14 protein-coding genes and 1 other RNA gene are annotated in these 18,814 nt (G+C 72.8%); 1 reads left to right on the top strand and 14 read right to left on the bottom strand.

What is annotated here, in order from left to right; all coding sequences use genetic code 11:
- Positions 1-167 precede the first annotated feature (167 nt).
- The 11 genes from ACIQ1J_RS23985 to ACIQ1J_RS23935 all read right to left on the bottom strand — a co-directional run bounded on the left by ACIQ1J_RS23985 (position 168) and on the right by ACIQ1J_RS23935 (position 15,139).
- Positions 168-2,480, bottom strand: coding sequence for a HelD family protein (locus ACIQ1J_RS23985; protein ID WP_403559845.1), 2,313 nt, complete (start codon positions 2,478-2,480; stop codon positions 168-170).
- Between the two features lie 170 nt (positions 2,481-2,650).
- Positions 2,651-3,430, bottom strand: coding sequence for a zf-HC2 domain-containing protein (locus ACIQ1J_RS23980; RefSeq protein ID WP_403559843.1), 780 nt, complete (start codon positions 3,428-3,430; stop codon positions 2,651-2,653).
- 71 nt (positions 3,431-3,501) lie between these two features.
- Positions 3,502-4,026 carry a sigma-70 family RNA polymerase sigma factor gene (locus ACIQ1J_RS23975; RefSeq protein WP_247696390.1) on the bottom strand — a complete coding sequence of 175 codons (525 nt, stop codon included), beginning with the start codon at positions 4,024-4,026 and terminating at the stop codon, positions 3,502-3,504.
- Positions 4,027-4,222: 196 nt separating this feature from the next.
- Entirely contained in the window at positions 4,223-4,813 is a 591-nt protein-coding gene (locus ACIQ1J_RS23970) for a CGNR zinc finger domain-containing protein (RefSeq protein ID WP_403559840.1), read from the bottom strand.
- A 176-nt stretch (positions 4,814-4,989) separates the two neighbouring features.
- The gene (locus tag ACIQ1J_RS23965) at positions 4,990-6,141 is read right to left on the bottom strand and encodes a uroporphyrinogen-III synthase (RefSeq protein ID WP_403559838.1); all 1,152 of its coding nucleotides are present in this window, start codon (positions 6,139-6,141) and stop codon (positions 4,990-4,992) included.
- 107 nt (positions 6,142-6,248) lie between these two features.
- Complete coding sequence (locus ACIQ1J_RS23960) at positions 6,249-7,610, bottom strand: nitrate/nitrite transporter (RefSeq protein WP_403559836.1); 1,362 nt, start codon at positions 7,608-7,610, stop codon at positions 6,249-6,251.
- A 142-nt stretch (positions 7,611-7,752) separates the two neighbouring features.
- Positions 7,753-8,730 (bottom strand): hypothetical protein, encoded by a 978-nt coding sequence (locus ACIQ1J_RS23955; RefSeq protein ID WP_403559834.1) that lies wholly within the window; start codon positions 8,728-8,730, stop codon positions 7,753-7,755.
- Positions 8,731-8,831: 101 nt separating this feature from the next.
- Positions 8,832-10,184, bottom strand: coding sequence for an acyltransferase (locus ACIQ1J_RS23950; RefSeq protein WP_403559832.1), 1,353 nt, complete (start codon positions 10,182-10,184; stop codon positions 8,832-8,834).
- The gene (locus tag ACIQ1J_RS23945) at positions 10,181-12,379 is read right to left on the bottom strand and encodes a glycosyltransferase (protein ID WP_403559830.1); all 2,199 of its coding nucleotides are present in this window, start codon (positions 12,377-12,379) and stop codon (positions 10,181-10,183) included. The genes ACIQ1J_RS23950 and ACIQ1J_RS23945 overlap by 4 nt, the downstream gene beginning before the upstream one ends.
- On the bottom strand, positions 12,379-13,296 hold the full coding sequence (locus tag ACIQ1J_RS23940) for a hypothetical protein (protein WP_403559828.1): 918 nt from the start codon (positions 13,294-13,296) through the stop codon (positions 12,379-12,381). Before ACIQ1J_RS23940 ends, ACIQ1J_RS23945 begins: the two co-directional genes overlap by 1 nt.
- Before the next feature lie 871 nt (positions 13,297-14,167).
- Complete coding sequence (locus ACIQ1J_RS23935) at positions 14,168-15,139, bottom strand: LysR family transcriptional regulator (protein WP_403559826.1); 972 nt, start codon at positions 15,137-15,139, stop codon at positions 14,168-14,170.
- A gap of 83 nt (positions 15,140-15,222) precedes the next feature.
- On the opposite strand from ACIQ1J_RS23935, the gene ACIQ1J_RS23930 reads away from it, so the two are divergent.
- Positions 15,223-16,533, top strand: coding sequence for an MFS transporter (locus tag ACIQ1J_RS23930; protein ID WP_403559824.1), 1,311 nt, complete (start codon positions 15,223-15,225; stop codon positions 16,531-16,533).
- 48 nt (positions 16,534-16,581) lie between these two features.
- Here the strand turns inward: ACIQ1J_RS23930 and ssrA are convergent.
- The 3 genes from ssrA to ACIQ1J_RS23915 all read right to left on the bottom strand — a co-directional run bounded on the left by ssrA (position 16,582) and on the right by ACIQ1J_RS23915 (position 18,801).
- Positions 16,582-16,981, bottom strand: a transfer-messenger RNA (tmRNA) gene (gene ssrA, locus ACIQ1J_RS23925).
- Positions 16,982-17,087: 106 nt separating this feature from the next.
- The gene (gene smpB / locus ACIQ1J_RS23920) at positions 17,088-17,567 is read right to left on the bottom strand and encodes an SsrA-binding protein SmpB (RefSeq protein WP_073723717.1); all 480 of its coding nucleotides are present in this window, start codon (positions 17,565-17,567) and stop codon (positions 17,088-17,090) included.
- 46 nt (positions 17,568-17,613) lie between these two features.
- Positions 17,614-18,801, bottom strand: a complete 1,188-nt coding sequence (locus tag ACIQ1J_RS23915; RefSeq protein WP_403559821.1) for a S41 family peptidase — start codon at positions 18,799-18,801, stop codon at positions 17,614-17,616.
- Positions 18,802-18,814 lie beyond the last annotated feature (13 nt).

Here is an 18,814-nt window from a genome sequence, read left to right as displayed (position 1 = left end):
CGGCTCGATCCAAGCCCCCGGGCCCAACCTTCGTCGCTACGAGCGACCACTTGCCGCGAGGCGAGCATGGCGGGTCGGTGCCACCTAATCGAAGAAGGCGAAGACGAGAGGCCCGCGCCGTCCCACGGCGCGGGCCTCTCGCATGTCCCGGTGTCCCTCCTCGCCGCTCAGTCGCGCAGCAGGTCCGGCACCCCCGCGGCGTCCGGTTCGTCCCGCTCGCAGGAGACGACCGTCAGCTGCTGGGTGGCCCGGGTCAGGGCGACGTAGAGCACGCGCAGCCCGGCGGGCGACTCGTCGGCGATCTCGGCGGGCGAGACGACGACCGTGGCGTCGTACTCCAGCCCCTTGGCCTCCAGGCTGCCGAGCGCCACCACGCGGTCGCCGAGCCCGGCCAGCCAGCGCCGGGCCTCCTCGCGCCGGTTCATGGCGACCACGACGCCTACGGTGCCGTCGACGAGGTCCAGCAGCCGGGCCGCCTCCGCCCGGACCGTCTCCGCGAGGGTGTCCTCCACCACCGCGAAACGCGGTTCCACGCCCGTCGAGCGCACCGCCGTCGGGGACTCGGAGCCCGGCATGGCGAGGGCGAGCACCTTGGCCGCCAGCTCGGCGATCTCCGCCGGGTTGCGGTAGTTGACGGTCAGTTCGAAGCGGCGGCGCGGGCGGGTGCCCAGGGCCTCGTCGCGGGCCGCGGCCGCCTCGTCCGGGTCCGACCAGGAGGACTGGGCCGGGTCGCCGACGACCGTCCACGTGGCGTGCCGGCCGCGGCGGCCCACCATCCGCCACTGCATGGGCGTGAGGTCCTGGGCCTCGTCGACGATGACGTGCGCGTACTCGGTACGCTCCTGCGCCAGCCGCTCGGCGCGCTCCCACTGGGTCTCCTCGCGCTGCGGCATCAACTCGTCCAGGCCGGTGAGCTGGTCCAGCGGGTCCAGCTCGCGCCGCTTGCGGGGGCGGGCCGGGGTGCCGACGATCGCCTGGAGTTCGTCGAGCAGGGCGACGTCGTGCACGGAGTGGCCCTCGCGGCGCAGCGAACGGGCCACCTTGCGGACCTCGCCCGGGTTGAGGACGCGCCGGGCCCAGCGGCCGAGGCGCCGTTCGTCCGCCATGGCCGCCAGCACGGCGCCCGGGGTCAGCTCCGGCCACCAGGCGTCGAGGAAGGCGGTGAAGGAGTCCTCGGAGCTGACGTCCTCGTCGAAGGAGGAACGCAGCTCGGCGGCGAGCTCGGGGTCGCTGTGCCGGGTCCCGGCGCCCGACTTGGCCCACAGGGCGTCCAGGAGCAGCCGGCGGGCGCGGGGGCGCAGCAGGTTGACGGGCGCGGTGCCGCCGAGGACGGTGCGGCGGATGCCGGCCAGCTCCGCCGCCCCGAGTTCGAGGCGGCGGCCGAAGGCGACGACCCGCAGCAGGGTCGGCGAGTCGCTCGGCTCCAGCGCTCCGCGCGCGGCCCTGCGCAGCACTTTGAGCATGCGGGAGGAGCCCTTGGCGCGGGCGGTGGCCGGTGAGTCGTACAGCGTGGCCTCGGCGCCTTCGGTCAGCGAGCCGATCGCGCGGATGGCGACCTGCCCCTCTTCGCCGAGGGAGGGCAGCACGCCCTCGGTGTACGCCACCAGGAGCGGGGTCGGCGAGACGATGAGGATGCCGCCCGCGTACCGGCGCCGGTCCTGATAGAGCAGGTACGCCGCCCGGTGCAGGGCGACGGCGGTCTTGCCCGTGCCGGGGCCGCCCTCGACGTACGTCACGGAGGCGGCGGGGGCGCGGATCACCAGGTCCTGCTCGGCCTGGATGGAGGCCACGATGTCCCGCATGGAGTGCGTACGGGCCTGGCCGAGGGCGGCCATCAGGGCGCCGTCGCCGACCACGGCCAGTTCCTCGCCGTCCAGGCAGGCCCTGATCTCGGGCCGCATGAGGTCGTCCTCGACACCGAGGACGCGCCGCCCCTTGGAGCGGATCACCCGGCGGCGCACGACCCGGCCCGGATCGACCGGCGTGGACCGGTAGAAGGGGGCCGCGGCGGGCGCCCGCCAGTCGATGACCAGCGGGGCGTAGTCCTCGTCCAGGACGCCGATGCGGCCGATGTGCAGGGTCTCGGCGATGTCGGCGGTGTTGTCGGGCCGCAGAGCGCCCTCGGCGGGCTCGACGGCCGTGTACGCGCCGTCCGGGCCCTTCTTGCCGTCCTTGCCGAGGAGCAGGTCGATACGGCCGAAGAGGAAGTCCTCGAACTCGTTGTTCAGGCGGCTGAGGTGGATGCCGGCCCGGAAGACCTGCGCGTCGCGCTCGGCGAGCGCGCCGGGCGTGCCGACGTGGCCGCGCTGTGCGGCGTCGTGCATGAGGAACTCGGCCTCGTGGATCTTCTCCTCGAGGCGGCGGTACACCCGGTCCAGGTGTGCCTGTTCCACGCTGATCTCTCGGTCTCGTACGGAGTCCTCCCGTACCGGGTCGTGAACCGAGTCGACCGCTGAGTCCTGTTGCGCCTGTGCGGCCACCGGGCCCCCTTCTGACGTGCTGGGCAGCCGTCAAAGGTACGCGAAGGGGGCCCCGGAAGCCACGGCCCGTCCGGTGCGGGCCCAGGGGTGTCGTTCGGATCGGGCCGACTCCGGGCAGCGGTGCCGGACCCCGCGACCCCGCGACCCCGGCAGGATCCGCACGACATCCCCTAAGCGTCCACCTCCACCAGCCGCTCGCCGTCGAAGGTCATGACCTCGAAGCGGTCGATCTGGTTGGGTTCGAAGGCGGCGCCGCCCTGCACGTAGAGAGGCTTCTTGCCCTTGTCGGCGGTGGCGTCCGGGATGCCGTATCCCCAGTCCGGGACCGACCAGGAGGTGACCGTCTCGCGTTCGCCGTTCTTGCCGACGGCGATCAGGGAGCACTTCTCGGGGCCCTTGAGGTTCTTCAGTTCCAGGACCGCGTCGGTGCCCCAGGCCTTCTTCTGCAGGGCCACGGTCGCGCTGACCTCGGTGGTCGGGTCGGTCGCCGTGACCCGGTCGGGCATGGCGGCGAACGCGGACTCGGCGGGGCTCGCGGCCTGCCGGGTGGCCTCGGTCTTCTTCCCGCCGCCGCCGTCACCGCCGCCGTCCGTCGTCGCCACGGCGGCGAACGGGCCGCCGATGATCAGCGCGGCGGCGGTGCCCACCAGGTAGAAGTTGCGCCGGCGTTTGCTCGCGCGGCGCTCGGCGACCTCGTCGACGAGCTTCTCCGCCAGCCGCGGGCTCGGCTTGGCCGTCAGCGACTCGGCGATCGCGGGCGTACCGGTGCCCGGCAGGTCCGCGAGCGCGGCCATCATGGGCTCCATCCCGGCCAGCTCGTCGAGTTGCTGGGCGCACCATTCGCAGCCGGCGAGGTGCGCCTCGAAGGCGGTCGCCTCCGCGTCGTCGAGGATGCCGAGGGCGTAGGCGCCGACGGTCTCGTGCTCGTTCGGCGCCGGTGATCCCTGCATGGGGACAGAATTACCCGTATCACCCGGGCCGAATCCCCCGCCGAATCCCTGAGCTCCCCCGTACCCGCTCATCACGCCGTCACCCCCCGCTCCTCCAGAGCCAGCTTCATCGAACGCAGGGCGTAGAACACCCGGGAGCGAACGGTGCCGCTGGGTATGCCCAGTGTCTGCGCCGCCTCATTGACGGTACGCCCCTTGAAGTACGTCTCGACGAGGACCTCCCGGTGAGCCGGGGTCAGGTCGTCGAGCGCGTCCGACAGCGTCATCAGCCACAGCGCCTTGTCGATCTCGTCCTCCGCGGGGATGACCTCCAGCGGCGACGGATCGACCTCCTGCGGCCGGGCCTGCCGGCTGCGGTGGCCGTCGATGACGATGCGCCGGGCGACCGTCACCAGCCAGGGGCGTACCGATCCGGTCGCACGGTTGAGCTGACCGGCGTTCTTCCAGGCACGGATGAGCGTCTCCTGGACGACGTCCTCGGCGCGCTGCCGGTCCCCCGCGACCAGCCGCAGCACGTAGGCCAGCAAGGGGCCGGCGTGCTCCCGGTACAGCGCGCGCATCAGCTCCTCGTCGGGTTCCGAGGGCGCCTGGGACATGCGATGTCGGGCCCTCGCACCACGTTCATTGGCCACGACGGAATCCTTGCGCACGCCCACCTCCGATGTCCGGGGGTTCCCCCAGTCGGTCGCTCGCCCATTCGGTACGGACGCGAAGTGCGGCGTGTTCAAAGCGGGATGAGAGTTTCTCGAAGCCGGTGCGACGAAGGGGACGTAGCCGTACTTACCGCCGCGCTCATCGGGCGAGGGCGGCGCGGCGGCGGTGCCGGGCGACGCGCTCGCGGTTGCCGCAGATCTCACTGGAGCACCAGCGCCGGCGGCGTCCGCGGGAGGTGTCCACGTACACGATCGGGCAGTTGTCGCCCTCGCACTGCCTCAGACTCGACCGCGCGACGGGGTCGGTGAGCAGTTCCACGGCGTCCCGGGCGAGGGTGCCGAGCAGCGCCGCGCACTCGGGCGGCCCGGTCAACTCCCGCACCAGCGCGCCGTTCTCGCCGTGGACCGCGCGCGGGGCCGGGGGCGCGGTGACGGCGAGGTCGTTGACGCGGGCCAGCGCGAGGTCGTACGGGTGGGTGCCGGGCGCGGACCTGGAGCGGACCAGGCGGGTGGTCTGGCCGCGCAGTTCGCGGAAGCCGGTCAGCCAGTGCCCGTCGGCGTGGGCCAGTGGGGTGCCGGGCGGGACGAGTCCGGATCCGGTGATCCAGGCGCGCAGCGCCTCGACGCGGTCGAGCCGTTCCATGGGATGGGTGGTGGCGATGAGATCCAGGCAGATCCGCCCGGTGTCGAAGCGCAGCTCGTACGGGTCGGTGGCCGTACCCAGTGCCATGTTCCTGTCACCGCCTAGGGGTTGCCCGGTGGGGCGGGCCGAGAAGGGGAGCAGGTGGAACGCTCCCTCTACAGTGCCTGCCCGCTCCCGCGCCCGGAACCCCTCGTACCGCCTCCGCCCGGACGCCTGGGTGCGCGGGTGCGTACCCGGGTGATGCCCTCCCGGCGTCTTTCGCCTCACCCGTCCGTGTACTTGGCGTCCGTCGCCGGGTCCAGGGCCAGGCGGTAGCCGCGTTTCACCACCGTCTGGATCAGCTTGGGGATGCCGAGGGACGTACGCAGGCGGGCCATCGCCGTCTCCACGGCGTGTTCGTCGCGGCCGGTGCCCGGCAGCGCCCGCAGCAGTTCGGCCCGGGGCACGACCCAGCCCGGCTGCCGGGACAGTGCCCGCAGCAGGGACATGCCGGCGGGCGGCACGGCCCTGAGCGCCCCGTCGATCAGCACCGCGTGCCCTCGGATCTCCATCCGGTGCCCGGCGACGGGCAGGGCACGGGCGCGGGCCGGCAGCTCCTGGCAGAGCAGCTGTACGAGGGGGCCCAGCCGGAAGCGTTCGGGCTGGACCGTGTCGACGCCGTGCGCCTGGAGCGGCACCGCGGTGACCGGTCCGACGCAGGCGGGCAGCACCTCGTGTCCGAGGGCGGCGAGCAGCTCGGGCAGCATGCCCCGCTCCTCGGCACGGGCGAGGAGGGAGACGGCGGCCGGCGCGCTGGTGAACGTCACGGCGTCCAGGCCGTGCGAGACGGCGGCGTCCAGCAGCCGGTCCACGGGCCCGAGATCCTCCGGCGGCAGCCACCGGTAGACGGGTACCCCGACGACCTCCGCACCGCCCGCCCGCAGCGCCTCCACGAACCCGGGCAGCGGCTCACCGTGCAGCTGTACGGCGATCCGGCGGCCGTCGACGCCCTCCTCCAGCAGCCGGTCCAGTACCTCGGCCATGGACTCGGAGGCGGGCGACCACTCCTCCGTCAGCCCGGCGGCCCGGACCGCGCCCTTGACCTTGGGACCGCGCGCGAGCAGTTCCACCGCGCGCAGCCGCTCCAGCAGGGCGTCGCCCAGCCCCCAGCCGTCGGCGGCCTCGACCCACCCCCGGAACCCGATGGCGGTGGTGGCCACGACGACGTCCGGTGCCTGGTCGATGAGCTGCTTGGTCGCGGCCAGCAGCTCGCTGTCGTCGGCGAGCGGCACGATCCTGAGCGCCGGGGCGTGCAGGACGGCGGCACCGCGCCGCTGGAGCAGCGCGCCCAGTTCGTCGGCCCGGCGGGCGGCGGTCACGCCCACGGTGAATCCGGCCAGGCGACCGTGGTCAGGCCGCTGCTGTTCGTCGTCCATGGCTCGCCGCGCTCCGATCGTTCACACCACGTGCATACTCGCGTGCCGACCGAGCCTGTCAACGGTGCGTGACAGGCTCGGTTCGGCTTCATGTCACCAGTGTTACGTCATACCTGGGCGTAACTGAGCCGGTCCTTCGTCTCCGCCGGGCCCGCCGGTCCGTCAGGCGGCCGTACGGCGGGGCGGCGAAGGTATACCGCCCACGTGACGGCGAAGCAGACGGCGTAGTAGGCGAGGAAGGCGACGAAGGCGCCGGTGCCCGAGCCGAGGGAGAGGAAGGACTGCCGGAAGGCGAGGTTGATGGCGACGCCGCCGAGCGCGCCCACCGCGCCGATCAGGCCCATGGAGGCGCCGGAGAGCCGCCGCCCGTACGCCACGGCCGCGTCCCCGCCCAGCCCCTTGGCGAGCGCCTTGTTCTGGAAGATGCCGGGGATCATCTTGAACGTCGAGCCGTTGCCGATCCCGCTGAGTACGAACAGCACCACGAACACGGCGACGAACAGCCCGAGCGACTTCGCCATGCTGGCCGCGACGAGTACGGCGGTGGCGGCGGCCATGGCGACGAAGTTCCACAGCGTGATCCGCGCGCCGCCGTACCGGTCGGCGAGCCTGCCCCCCAGCGGCCGGATCAGGGAGCCGAGCAGCGGGCCGATGAAGGTCAGGTACGCCGCCTGGAGCGGGGTCCGCCCGAACTGGGTCTGGAGCACCTGCCCGAAGGCGAAGCTGTACCCGATGAACGACCCGAACGTGCCGATGTACAGCACGGCCATGATCCAGGTGTGGGCGTCCCGGGCGGCGTCCTTGGCGGCCCCGGTGTCGTTCTTCACGGAGGCGAGGTTGTCCATGAAGCAGGCGGCGAGGACGGCGGCCACCAGGATCAGCGGGATGTAGATGCCGAGCAGCACCCGCGGCCCGCCGCTCGCCCCGATGATCGCGAGCGCGGCCAGCTGGATGACCGGCACGCCGATGTTCCCGCCCCCGGCGTTGAGGCCGAGCGCCCAGCCCTTCCTCCTGAGCGGGAAGAAGGCGTTGATGTTGGTCATGGAGGAGGCGAAGTTGCCGCCGCCGATGCCGGCCAGCAGCCCGACGAGGAGGAAGGTCGAGAAGGACGTGCCGGGCTCCATGACCGTGAACGCGGCCACGGTCGGCACGAGCAGCAGCCCGGCGGAGACGATCGTCCAGTTCCGCCCGCCGAAGATCGCGACCGCGAAGGTGTAGGGCACCCGCACGACGGCCCCGACGAGCGTGACCACGGACGTCAGCAGGAACTTGTCGGCCGGCGTCAGCCCGTACTCCGGCCCCATGAAGAGCACCAGTACGGACCACAGGGTCCAGACCGAGAACCCGATGTGCTCGGACAGGACGGAGAAGAACAGGTTCCGCCGCGCGACCCGCTCCCCCGTCTCCTTCCAGAAGGTCTCGTCCTCCGGATCCCAGTGCTGGATCCAGCGGCCGCCAGGGACTCTCATGACGCCTCCACGGTGCTCCACATCTCGTTGCACCGAAGCTAGGGAGGACGCGTTTCGGGCCGGTGGGGCTGTGGATGACCGGAAGGGAACGTTGCTCTCACCCGGCGCCGGGGCGGGATGAGAGGTCGCCGAGGGTCCGCCGTCAGCTCTGCGGGGGCCGGGGCTGCCCGTGCGGAGGCTGCTGGGGGTAGGGCTGGGGCGGGTAGGGCTGCTGCGTCTGCGGCTGCGCGTACGGCTGCGGCGGTGCGTACGGCTGCGCGTACGGCTGCGCGTACGGCTGCGGCTGCGGCTGCGGCTGCCCGTAGGAGGGCTGAGCGGCCTGGGCCGGGTACGGCTGCTGCTGCGGGGCCTGGGGCTGCTGCCCGTAGCCCGCCTGGGCCGGATGGGGCGGCTGCTGCGGGGCGTACGGGCCGGGCGCGGGCTGTCCGTAGCCACCGGGTGCGGCGGGCGCCTGCGGATAGCCGTACGGGGCGCCGCCGGCCACGGGCCCGCCGGCACCGCCGAACGGATTCCCGTGCCCCGGCGGCTGCGCCCCCGGCGCCAGGTACCGCACCCGCCCCGTCTCGTCGGCCACCGGCACGAACCCGGCGGCCTGCAACCGCGCTGCGAACTTGGCGTTGCGCCTGCGGGTGACGAGGAAGCCGACGCCCAGGAGCGCCAGGGCGCACAGCCAGACGATCGCGGCCACGACGAAGTCGCCGGACGCACCGCCGAAGCGGTAGGCGAGGACCACGCAGCCGACGGTGACGCCGAGCGCGCCGTAGCCCATCCGCTTCTCGGCGTTCTTGCCGGTGAGGTCGAAGTTGATCCGCGCCTTGAGGAGTTCGAAGGCGTCCGGCACGAGCGGCGGCACCGATACCCCGTCCCCGGCGTTCGGGTACTGCGCCCAGTTCTGCGCGGCCCGGCTCCGGGCCTGCGGGCGGGGGTCGGGGACCAGCAGCATCCGGAGAGAGCTGTTGCTCCCGCCGCCCTGCCGCACGTCGGCGTACTCGTACCCGAACTGCTGGGCGACGAAGGCGAGCTTGGCGAGCTTCTTCACGGACGCCATCGGACTGGTGAGCTCGACCGGCTCCCCGCTCGCCATCAGCCGCAGCATCTTCTGCGTCTGGCGCTTACTCATCCCGCCTGTCCCCCTGACCGGCTCACGCCGCCCTGTTCACTTCCGCAACCGGGGCAGTCTCGCACGGGACACGGCGGCACGGTACCCGGGGCCGCCCGGCGTCAACCCCGGTGGGCCGCCCGCGCCCTGGGCCGGCTCCCGGCGGAGCGCCTGGTGCCGTTCGGCCACAGCCGCGGCCCGCGCTTCGCCGCCAGGTCCTCGACCCAGCCCACGGCGAGGACCATCAGCCCGATGAGCGGCCAGACGAGGGCGAACATCCAGATCGTGTACGCGCCGTCGAGGGCGGCCACCGCCCGCTCGCTCTGCATGAAGGGCAGTTGGTAGGCCAGGTCGATGATCGGGACCGTCGCCATGATCAGCAGGTTGTGCCACAGGTAGATGGTGACCGCGCGGTTGTTGGAGAGGGTCACCAGTTTGTCCCACTTGGCCAGCCGGCCCGGGAGTTCCTGCCACGACGGGGAGTACTGGAGCAGGATCACGACGAACCCGAACGACCAGGTGGCCTGGGCCAGCGGGATGTCGTTGAGGTCCCAGCCGTCGGGACCCAGATGGTTCGAGGCCCACCACAGGCCGAAGGCCATGATCAGGGACGCGCAGGAGACGGAGACGTACCGCGGGATCTGCTTCAGCAGGCCCTCGTGGTGGGCGAAGCCCAGGACCCAGCAGCCGCCGTAGACGGCGAAGTCGGTGACCGCGTTGCCCGTCTCACCGGGAATGGTCACCACGCCCGTGCCGACGATCGCCGTGAGGCCGAGCGGCGCGAGCAGGGTCGGCCAGGGGGCCTTGCGGAACAGCCACAGCAGCAGCGGGGAGGCGATGACGAACCACAGGTAGGCGCGCAGGTACCACAGCGGCCCCGCGGCCTGCACCGCCCAGGTGTCCTCCAGCAGGCCGGACTGGGAACCGACGTGCCAGGGGTAGGGCGGCGCGCCGATCGGCACGATGTAGTTGAACAGCTCGACCAGGCCCCAGGTGCCCCCGCGGTCCGGGTCGTCCGCCGGGTTCCAGCCGTTCATGAACATCATCGCGAGCACGACCGCGGCGAACACCCACATCGGCGGCAGGAGGCGGCGCACGCGCCCGCGGATCACGCTCATCGCCGGACGCTTCAGCGAACGCGCCATCAGCGAACCCGCCAGCGCGAACATGACGCCCATCGACGGGAACACCACCGACAGCCAGGCCCAGCCGAACAGGTGGTACACCACGACGCGGACCAGGGCGATGGAGCGCAGCAGGTCCAGGTACCGGTCACGGCCCGGCTTCCTGGCGGCCGGGGCCGGCGTGGTGCCGGGCTCGGGTGCGGGCTCCGTCGTGCGCTGCTGCGGGACGGCGTGCGGCACCCCCGCGGCACCGTACGGGTCTCCCCCGTTCGGGGCCCCCGCGTACGGGGCTCCGTACGGGCCGGCCGGCTCCGGGTTCGTACCCGTACCGGTCGTGTATCCGTGGGTCATGCCACGGGCCTCCGATCATCGCTGCCCCGCGAGCCCTGGCGCGGCACCGAGCCGCCGGGCGCCCCGACCACGCCGGTGCGCCGGAGCTTCTGCCAGCGCAGGCGGCCGCCGGTGAGCGCGGTGATCCAGGACTGGAGCAGCACTACGTACATGAGCTGGCGGTAGAGGATCTGCTGCAGCGGCAGCGAGATCAGGTGGGTCATGCGTTCGCGGTCGAGACGGAAGGCGTACGCCGCGCAGACCGCCTGGATGGCCAGGACGCCCAGCCACGCCATGATCGTCTTCTGGGTCGGGCCGAAGACGATGCCGTAGAGCAGGAAGACGTCGATCAGCGGGGCCAGGAGCGGGGCCAGGACCATGAACAGGGAGACGAAGGGCAGGCCCACGCGGCCGAAGCGGCCCGAGGGGCCCTTCTCGACCACCGCGCGGCGGTGCTTCCAGATGGCCTGCATGGTGCCGTACGACCAGCGGTAGCGCTGGGACCACAGCTGCTGGACGGTCTCTGGGGCCTCGGTCCAGGCGCGGGCGTTCTCGGCGTAGACCACGCGCCAGCCGGCCCGGTGCAGCGCCATGGTGACGTCGGTGTCCTCGGCGAGCGTGTCGTCGCTCATGCCGCCGATCGGTGCCAGCGCCGAGCGCCGGAAGGCGCCCACCGCGCCGGGGATGGTCGGCATGCAGCCGAGGACGTCGTACATCCGGCGGTCCAGGTTGAAGCCCATCACGTACTCGATGTGCTGCCAGGCGCCGATGAGGCTGTCCTTGTTGCCGACCTTCGCGTTGCCGGCCACGGCGCCCACCTTGGGGTCGCCGAAGGGCTGGACGAGTTCGCGGACGGTGGACGGTTCGAAGACGGTGTCGCCGTCCATCATCACGACGATGTCGTGACTCGCGTTCGCCAGTCCGCGGTTGAGCGCCGCCGGCTTGCCCGCGTTGAGCTGGCGGACCACCCGGACGTTCGGCAGGCCCATCGCCTCGACGATCCGGGCCGTGCCGTCGCTGGAGCCGTCGTCGATGACGACGACCTCGACGGGGTGGTCACTGGCCATCAGGGAGAGGACGGTGTTCTCGATGCACTTGGCCTCGTTGTACGCCGGCACCAGCACCGTCACCGGTTCGGTCACCGGCGGGCCCCAGCGGAAGCCCTTGCGGCGGACCCGGCGGGCGTGGACGCCGGAGAGGAGCAGCATCAGCACGAAGCGGCTGATGACCAGGGTCCCGATGATCGCCAGGCCCACCACCAGGCCGTCGGTGAGCTTCTCCGAGGCCTGGACGAGGAAGACCCAGGCCTTGCCCTTCCACAGCTCGGCGCCGGTCACCGGGCTCATCGCGCTGGGCGCGTCGAGGGCCTCGGTGAGGTTGTCGAACTCGTAGCCCTTCTTCTGCAGGTCGGGCAGGAACCTGTCCAGCGCCGCGACGGTCTGACTGCGGTCGCCGCCCGAGTCGTGCATCAGGACGATGGCGCCCTCGCCGTTCTTCGGCGTGGCACGGCGGATGATCTCGTCGACGCCGGGCCGCTGCCAGTCCTCGCTGTCGGTGTTGTTGACGACGGTGATGTAGCCGCGGCTGCCGATGTACTCGGTGACCGGCCAGGACTTGTTGTCCATGGCGTCGGAGAAGGAGGAGTACGGCGGGCGGAAGAGCGAGGTGCGGATGCCCGCCGCGCCGGTGATCGCCAGCTGGTTCTGCGACAGCTCCCAGTCGATGCGCTTCTTGGACTGGAAGGAGAGGTCGGGGTGGTTGAAGGTGTGCAGGCCCACCTCGTGCCCCTCGTCGACCATGCGCTCGACGAGGCCGGGGTAGCGGGAGGCCATGGTGCCGGTGACGAAGAAGACCGCGTGCGCGTCGTGCTTCTTCAGCACGTCCAGCACCTTCGGCGTCCAGGTCGGGTCCGGGCCGTCGTCGAACGTGAGGACCAGGCGGTGGTCGGGCACGCTCAGGCTCTCGGTGCGGCCGCCGCGGGCGTCGATGACCGGGCCGCCCTCCAGGATCTTCTCCGGCACCTGGTCGGTGGCGGCGGGCGGCTGGACGCGGTGGTCGGCGAGGATCTCGCTGTGCACGTACCCGCGCAGCATGAGCATCGCCGACAGGGCGACCAGGACGAGCAGCGGAAGCAGCAGACGCAGGGGCAGGCGGCGGCGCCTGACGCCCTCACGGGCGCTGCGCGCGGCCCCGTGACGGCGGGTGCGGGATGCCATCAGAGGGTGTTCTCCGGGGACAGGGAAGGGGACGTACGGGTGGTGTCCGGGCCGGCGGCGACGGGCTCGTCGGCGGGCCCGGCGGCGGAGAGGGGATCGCTCGCGCCGTTGGCGGTCGTGTCGCCGCCCGGGTCGGTGCCCGTGGTGGGGTCGACGGTGGGCGCGGTCGGGTCGACCGTGGGATCGCCGCCGCCCCCGGCCGGGGTCGACGGGTCCGTGGTGGCGGGCGGCGGAACCCGCGTCGACTGCGTCGGGTCCGGGTCGGACGCGCCGCCGCCCGGCTGCGTGCCGGCCCCGGTCTCCGAGGGCTCGGGGCCGGCGCCGGCGCCCGGCTGCCGCGCGGTACCCGACGTACCGGGCGCGGGTGCGTCGGCGCCCGGCGCCGTGGTCACGCCGGTACCGGCGGAGGGGCTGGCCTGCGGAGCGGCGCTGCCGGTGTTCGAGGGCCCCGGGGACTGCGAGGGCAGCGGAGTGGTGTCGACCTGGCCGGCCGGCTTGCCCTCCTGCTGGCCCTCCACGGGCAGCCAGGGCGCGTTGGAGTTGCCGGACAGCAGCGTGGAGACGATCACGACGGCGTAGACCGCGCAGGCGACGCCGACGGCGATGCCGAGACGGCGGTACAGACGGCTGCGGCGTCCGGACGCGTCGACGAACACCGGTCCGTCGGATTCGCGTTCCGGGCGGCGCTTGCGGTGCCTGCTGTCGGCCCGGCGGATCACGCCGTCACCGAGCTGGACGGCGTCGAGCTGGACCGTCACCTCGTGCGGGTCGTGGGTGTGATCTCCCACGCCCGGGGCGGCGTCGGGGTCGGTGTCCGGGATGTCCTGCCAGGGGTCGCGGAGGGCGGCGGTGGCGGGGCCGGGCGCGGTGGTGGGCAAGGCGCGGGTCGGGGTGGCCGCGGGGGCCGCGGGGGCCACAGGGAGGAAGCCCGTCCTGCCGGCGTCCGGGCCGGTGCCGTGCTGGCCGATTCCGGTCGGAGTAGTGCCCTGGGGGCCGTTGCTGGACGGGGTTGTCCCGGATGGGGTCGTCCTGTCCGGGGTCGTACCGTTCGGAGTCGTACCGTTCGCATTTGTCCCGTTCGGAGTCGTCCCGTTCGGAGTCGCCCCGTTCTGGGCCGGGATTCCCTCGTTCGGGTTCGCCCCGGCCTGGTTGGTTCCGCCCCAGGTTATCCGCCCCTGGCCGAACGGATCACCGACCCGGCCCCGGTCCATGCGGTCGGCGCCCACCGGGCTTCCGCCTATTCGGCCCCTCCCTATTCGGGAACCGAGGACCTCCGTCTCGTCCCCGCCGGCGCTCCCCCGGGGGCCGGGGAAGCGGCTCTCGGCGGCATCCGGCGACGGCCGGGCCACGTTGCGGGGAACCTCCGGACCGGCTGCGGCGCCCGCGGCTCCGGAGCCCCCGAACCACCCCGCGCCGGGCCCGCCGGATCCGGGGGGTGTGGCGGGCCCGTCGGACTGGACGGAGCGGGCGGACGGCGTTCCGGCCGTCGGGAACTCCCCGGTCACCGGGAAGGCCCGGGTCGCCGGGAACACCTCGGTGGCGTCAGCATCCTGTCTCGCCTCCGGGAGATCACGCGCCCCGGACGCGACCTGGGGCCACTCCGGTTGGGCGTCTTCTTGCCATTTCTTCACGCGCACGCACTTCCCCCCGAGGGACGGTTCCGGGTGCGCATACGACTCTGAGCACCCGCCGGCCGAACCGGCCCCCACCAGGTTCGAGCGCCCCCTGTACCACACCGTGCTCAGGCCAAGAATGTAGCGCACGCGGAGGATGTGTGGTTCCCGCGCGTCAGGTGTGGACGGACATCACAGCGGCGTCGACGCCGGGAATCCACCCTCCGGCAGGCCTGCGGAGCCAGCCTTCCTCGGCCGCGACCTGGGCGGCCGCCCGGCGCAGCGCGTCGAACGCGGGGTGCGCCATCCCCTTTCGCCAGACGAGTGACACCGGCGACAGCGGCACGGGATCGACGAGCGGGCGCACGACGGTCGAAGCCATGGCCGGAAAGCTCACTACGGCGAGGATCGGATTGCGCGTCTTGTCCATGATCCGCTGAAACTCCTCCTCCCCGACGGCCAGCGGAGCGGGTGCCGCCACTTCGATGCCGCGCCCCTCGAACAGGCGGTGCGCGAGGTCGGTCCACTCCGCCGTCCGCGGGTTTCCGGCCCCGGCGTACACGGTCTCGCCGGCGAGTGCGGCGAGCGGCACCCGGGGCAGCCCGGCCAGCGGGTGGTCCTCGGGCAGGACGACCGCCATGGGCTCGTAGCGGACGGGTTGGTGGCCGAGCCCGGCCCGCAGCGCCGGAGCGAGGCCCGCGAACCGGCCGAAGGAGACGTCGAGGCGGCCCGCGAGCAGTTCGGCGGCGGCGTGGGTCAGCCCGCTCTCGTAGCGCGCCATCAGCTCCTCCCCGGACGCCAGCCCGCGGGCCCGCTCCAGGACCAGGCGGCCGGTGACCAGTCCCGGGGAGTTGAGGTCGACCAGCAGCGGGCGGGCCTGTCCGAAAGCGGCCAGGAGGTCGTCCTGCGCCTGGAGGACGCGGCGGGCGTACGGCAGCAGCCGCTCGCCGTCGGCCGTCGGGGTCACCTGCCGGGTGGTCCGGACGAACAGTTCGGTGCCCAACTCCCGCTCCAGGCGCCGTACGTCCCTGCTGAGCGCCTGCTGGGCGACGTACAGACGGGCGGCGGCCCGGGTGAAGTGCAGCTCCTCGGCGACGGTGACGAAGGCGCGCAGGAGGCGGGGGTCGACGTGTGCGGGTGCGGGCATCCGGCCAATTTACAACGCGAGTGCGTGAATGGGTACGGAGAAGGTGTTGGACCCCCTGGTCACCCCCGGGCGACGGTAAGCGCATGCCGCGACCGACCTGCGAACGCCCGTCCGCCCGGACCACCTTCCTCGCCGTCACCGCCGACACCCTGGTCGCCGCCGACTTCGGCCCGCGCACCCGGCACCGGCCGCCCGGCCCCTACCGGCGCCTCCTCGCCATACCCGGCTCCCGGGCGTTCACGATCGGGAATCTCATGGCACGGCTGCCCATGGGCATGTTCAGCGTGAGCGCGGTCGTGATGATCGCCGGCACCCGTGGTTCGTACGCCCTCGCCGGCGCCGTGACCGCGACGGGACTCGCGGCGACGGCGCTGGTCGCCCCGTGGACCGCGCGGCTGGTGGACCGGCACGGCCAGGCCCGGGTGGCGCTGCCCGCCACCCTGCTCGCCGCCCTGGGCTCGCTCGCCCTGCTGCTGTGCGTCCGGCACGGCGCGCCCGCCTGGACGCTGTTCGCCGCGTACGCCGCCACCGCCACGACGCCCAACACCGGCGGCATGGCCCGCGCCCGCTGGGCCCACCTGCTGACGGACAGGAAGGACGCCGCCGACGCCCTGCACACCGCCAACTCCTTCGAGCAGGCAGCGGACGAGCTGTGCTTCATGCTCGGGCCGGTGCTCGCCGCGTTCCTGTGCACGGCGCTGTTCCCGGAGGCGGGCACACTGGTCGGCGTGGTGCTGCTGGTCAGCGGCATGCTGCTGTTCACCGCCCAGCGCTCGACCGAACCGCCGGCCCGGCCGCGCCCGACGGCGAAGGCCCCCTTCCGCGTGCCGGGCATCCCGCCGCTGCTGGTGGTGTGCCTGGCGATGGGCGGGGTGTTCGGGGCCATGGAGGTCGTCACGATCGCGTTCGCGGACGCACAGGGACACCGTGCGGCGGCCGGGGTGGTCCTCGCGCTTCAGGCGGCCGGTTCCTGCGCGGCGGGCCTGCTGTACGGCGCCATGAAGCCGGCCGGCCCCGCCGAGCACCGCCTGCCGTGGTGTGTCGCGGCGATGACGGCCCTGCTGACGCTGCCGCTGCTGGCGGCATCCCTCACCGGCTCGCTGCCGCTGCTGGCGCTCACGCTGCTGATCGCCGGGATGGCCACCGCCCCGACGATGGTCACCACCATGACGCTGGTCCAGCACCGCACTCCGGAGGGCCGCCTGAACGAGGGCATGACCCTCGCGGTGACCGGCCTGCTCGGCGGCATCGCCTTCGGCAGCGCGGCGGGCGGCTGGACGGTGGAGCACGTCTCCCCCACGGCCGCCTACGGCGTGCCGGTCACGGCGGCCGCGGTGGCCCTGCTGCTGGCCCTGGCACCGGCTCGGGACTCGGCGGGGCGGCCGCGGGCATGACGAAGGCCCCGCCGCGCTGGAGCGGCGGGGCCTTCGCCCACATGGGAACTGTGGAGATGGCGGGAATCGAACCCGCGTCCAACGGTGCGGAACCAGGGCTTCTCCGTGTGCAGTCCGCTTCGATTTTCTCAGCCCCGGAGATCACGCGGACAAGTCTCCGACGGGCTCAGTCACTGTTTGGTTTCCCTCTTCACCCCGTGACCGGGATCAAGGTTTAGTCCCCTAGCTGATGCCAGGATCCGGGTCGGGAACAGCCCCGGGCTGACACTCCCGTAGTAGGAGGCTCGCTTCGCTACCTGAGATCAGGCAGCGAGGGCGAAGGCCTGCTGGGAGGAATCGCGCTTGGTGTTGGCGATTATTTTTTTCGGCCTGTGGTTTACGAGATCATGGCCGCTTCCTCGACACGCTTCCCCTGCTTCGACATCCGCTGTCGAAACCGATCATCCCCATGTTGATTTTTCAAGTCCCTCCGAGGAGGGGCGCGCACCCGCTGTGGGGTGCAGATGCCATCGTACGTGACCAACGCACGCACGTGCCAGCCTATTCCCCGGGAGTCAGGCCCGCTGCTTGCGCCGGATCGCCGAGATCGTCCGCTCCGCCTCGCGGCGGTCCTGCTTCTCCCGGAGGGTCTGGCGCTTGTCGTACTCCTTCTTGCCTCGCGCCAGCGCGATCTCGACCTTGGCCCGGCCGTCCTTGAAGTACAGCGCCAGGGGAACGATCGTGTGACCGGTCTCCTGTGACTTCGCCTCCAGCTTGTCGATCTCCACGCGGTGCAGCAGCAGCTTCCGCTTGCGGCGGGCGCTGTGGTTGGTCCAGGTGCCCTGGCTGTACTCGGGCACGTGCACGTTGTGCAGCCACGCCTCGTGTCCGTCCAGCTGCACGAAGCCGTCGGCCAGCGAGGCCCGTCCCTGGCGCAGCGACTTCACCTCGGTCCCGGACAGGACCAGGCCGGCCTCGTAGGTGTCGAGGATCTGGTAGTCGTGCCGCGCCTTCTTGTTCTGCGCGATCAGCTTGCGCCCTTTTTCCTTAGCCATAGTGCCGCCCATTTTCGCACTACGGAGGGGGTCCGCGGAAAGCCGATTACGCGGCCGGTCCCAGTCCGCTCAGCACCGTCCGGGCCCGTTCCAGGGCGGCCGGGTCGGTCGGGTCCACCTCCAGGTCGGGCGTGATGCCGGTGCCGTCGACGCCGCGGCCCGAGGGAGTGCGGTAGTGCCCGACGGTCAGCTCGGCCACCGAGCCGCCGGGCAGCCGGCTCGGCATCTGCACCGAGCCCTTGCCGAAGGTGCGCGAGCCCAGGACGACCGCCCGTCCGCGGTCCTGGAGGGCGCCGGTGAGGAGTTCGGCCGCGCTCATGGTGCCGCCGTCGACGAGCGCCACCAGGGGTCTGGCGGTGCCGCCGCCGGGTTCGGCGTGCAGGGCCCGCTGGTCGCCGTCGACGTCGTACGTGGCGACCAGGCCGCCGTCCAGGAAGGCGGAGGCGGCGGTGACGGCCTCGGCGACCAGGCCGCCGGAGTTGCCGCGCAGGTCGAGGACGACCCCGGCGCCGGACGGCAGCCGCTGCACGGCGCCGCGCACCTGTTCGCCGACGCCCTTGGTGAAGGAGAGGACCTTGACGACCGAGACGCCGCCGGCGAGCGTGCGCACGGTCACGGGGTCCGTGGCGAGACTGGCCCGGCGTACGGTCTCGGTCCACGCGCGCGCGCCGCGTTCCAGGCCGAGCCGGACGGCGGTGCCGGCGGGCTCCTGCTCGGCGTCGCCGCGCAGTATCGAGACGACCTCCGTGACGGGGCGCCCGTCGACCCGCTCACCGTCGACGCTGCGCAGCCGGTCGCCCTCGCGGATCCCGGCGCCGTCGGCGGGCGAACCGGAGCGCACCTCCGTGACCTCGATGCGGCCGTCGCGCTCGCGGCGCGCGGAGAGTCCGACGCCGGTGTACCGGCCGTCGAGGGCGTCCTCCAACTCCTCGTACTCGCCCCGGGAGTAGACGGCGCCCCAACGGTCCCCGCTGCGGCTGACGGCGCGCTCGGCGGCCTCCTCGGGGGACTTGCCGTCGGCCATCGCCTCGGCGGCCGCCCGCGCGACGTCGGCGTGTTGAGCGGGCCGACCCTGCTGACCGGCCACTGGCGTCGTGTCGGGCGCCGGCTTCCGGTCGGCCTCGGGGAACGAGCCGGTGGCCGCGCCGGCGACGAGCACGCTCGCGAACACCAAGGTCAGGGTGGCCCCGTGGCGCGCGCGACGGGGCTGACAGAACAGGTCACGACCTGACATGCCGGTGAGTCTA

This window comes from Streptomyces sp. NPDC097107, assembly GCF_044762405.1.
Classification (GTDB): domain Bacteria; phylum Actinomycetota; class Actinomycetes; order Streptomycetales; family Streptomycetaceae; genus Streptomyces; species Streptomyces thinghirensis.
The sequence above is the reverse complement of the archived record's forward strand: the minus strand, read 5'-3'. Positions and strand labels throughout refer to the sequence as shown.

Bases quoted from the DNA above. Each gene is read 5' to 3' on its own strand.
- ACIQ1J_RS23980 (WP_403559843.1), bottom strand. From the start codon at position 3,430: ATGCAGGGATCACCGGCGCCGAACGAGCACGAGACCGTCGGCGCCTAC.
- ACIQ1J_RS23930 (WP_403559824.1), top strand. From the start codon at position 15,223: ATGCCGCGACCGACCTGCGAACGCCCGTCCGCCCGGACCACCTTCCTC.
- smpB (WP_073723717.1), bottom strand. From the start codon at position 17,567: ATGGCTAAGGAAAAAGGGCGCAAGCTGATCGCGCAGAACAAGAAGGCG.
- ACIQ1J_RS23970 (WP_403559840.1), bottom strand. From the start codon at position 4,813: ATGGCACTGGGTACGGCCACCGACCCGTACGAGCTGCGCTTCGACACC.
- ACIQ1J_RS23945 (WP_403559830.1), bottom strand. From the start codon at position 12,379: ATGGCATCCCGCACCCGCCGTCACGGGGCCGCGCGCAGCGCCCGTGAG.
- ACIQ1J_RS23965 (WP_403559838.1), bottom strand. From the start codon at position 6,141: ATGGACGACGAACAGCAGCGGCCTGACCACGGTCGCCTGGCCGGATTC.
- ACIQ1J_RS23955 (WP_403559834.1), bottom strand. From the start codon at position 8,730: ATGAGTAAGCGCCAGACGCAGAAGATGCTGCGGCTGATGGCGAGCGGG.
- ACIQ1J_RS23960 (WP_403559836.1), bottom strand. From the start codon at position 7,610: ATGAGAGTCCCTGGCGGCCGCTGGATCCAGCACTGGGATCCGGAGGAC.
- ACIQ1J_RS23975 (WP_247696390.1), bottom strand. From the start codon at position 4,026: ATGTCCCAGGCGCCCTCGGAACCCGACGAGGAGCTGATGCGCGCGCTG.
- ACIQ1J_RS23950 (WP_403559832.1), bottom strand. From the start codon at position 10,184: ATGACCCACGGATACACGACCGGTACGGGTACGAACCCGGAGCCGGCC.
- ACIQ1J_RS23935 (WP_403559826.1), bottom strand. From the start codon at position 15,139: ATGCCCGCACCCGCACACGTCGACCCCCGCCTCCTGCGCGCCTTCGTC.
- ACIQ1J_RS23915 (WP_403559821.1), bottom strand. From the start codon at position 18,801: ATGTCAGGTCGTGACCTGTTCTGTCAGCCCCGTCGCGCGCGCCACGGG.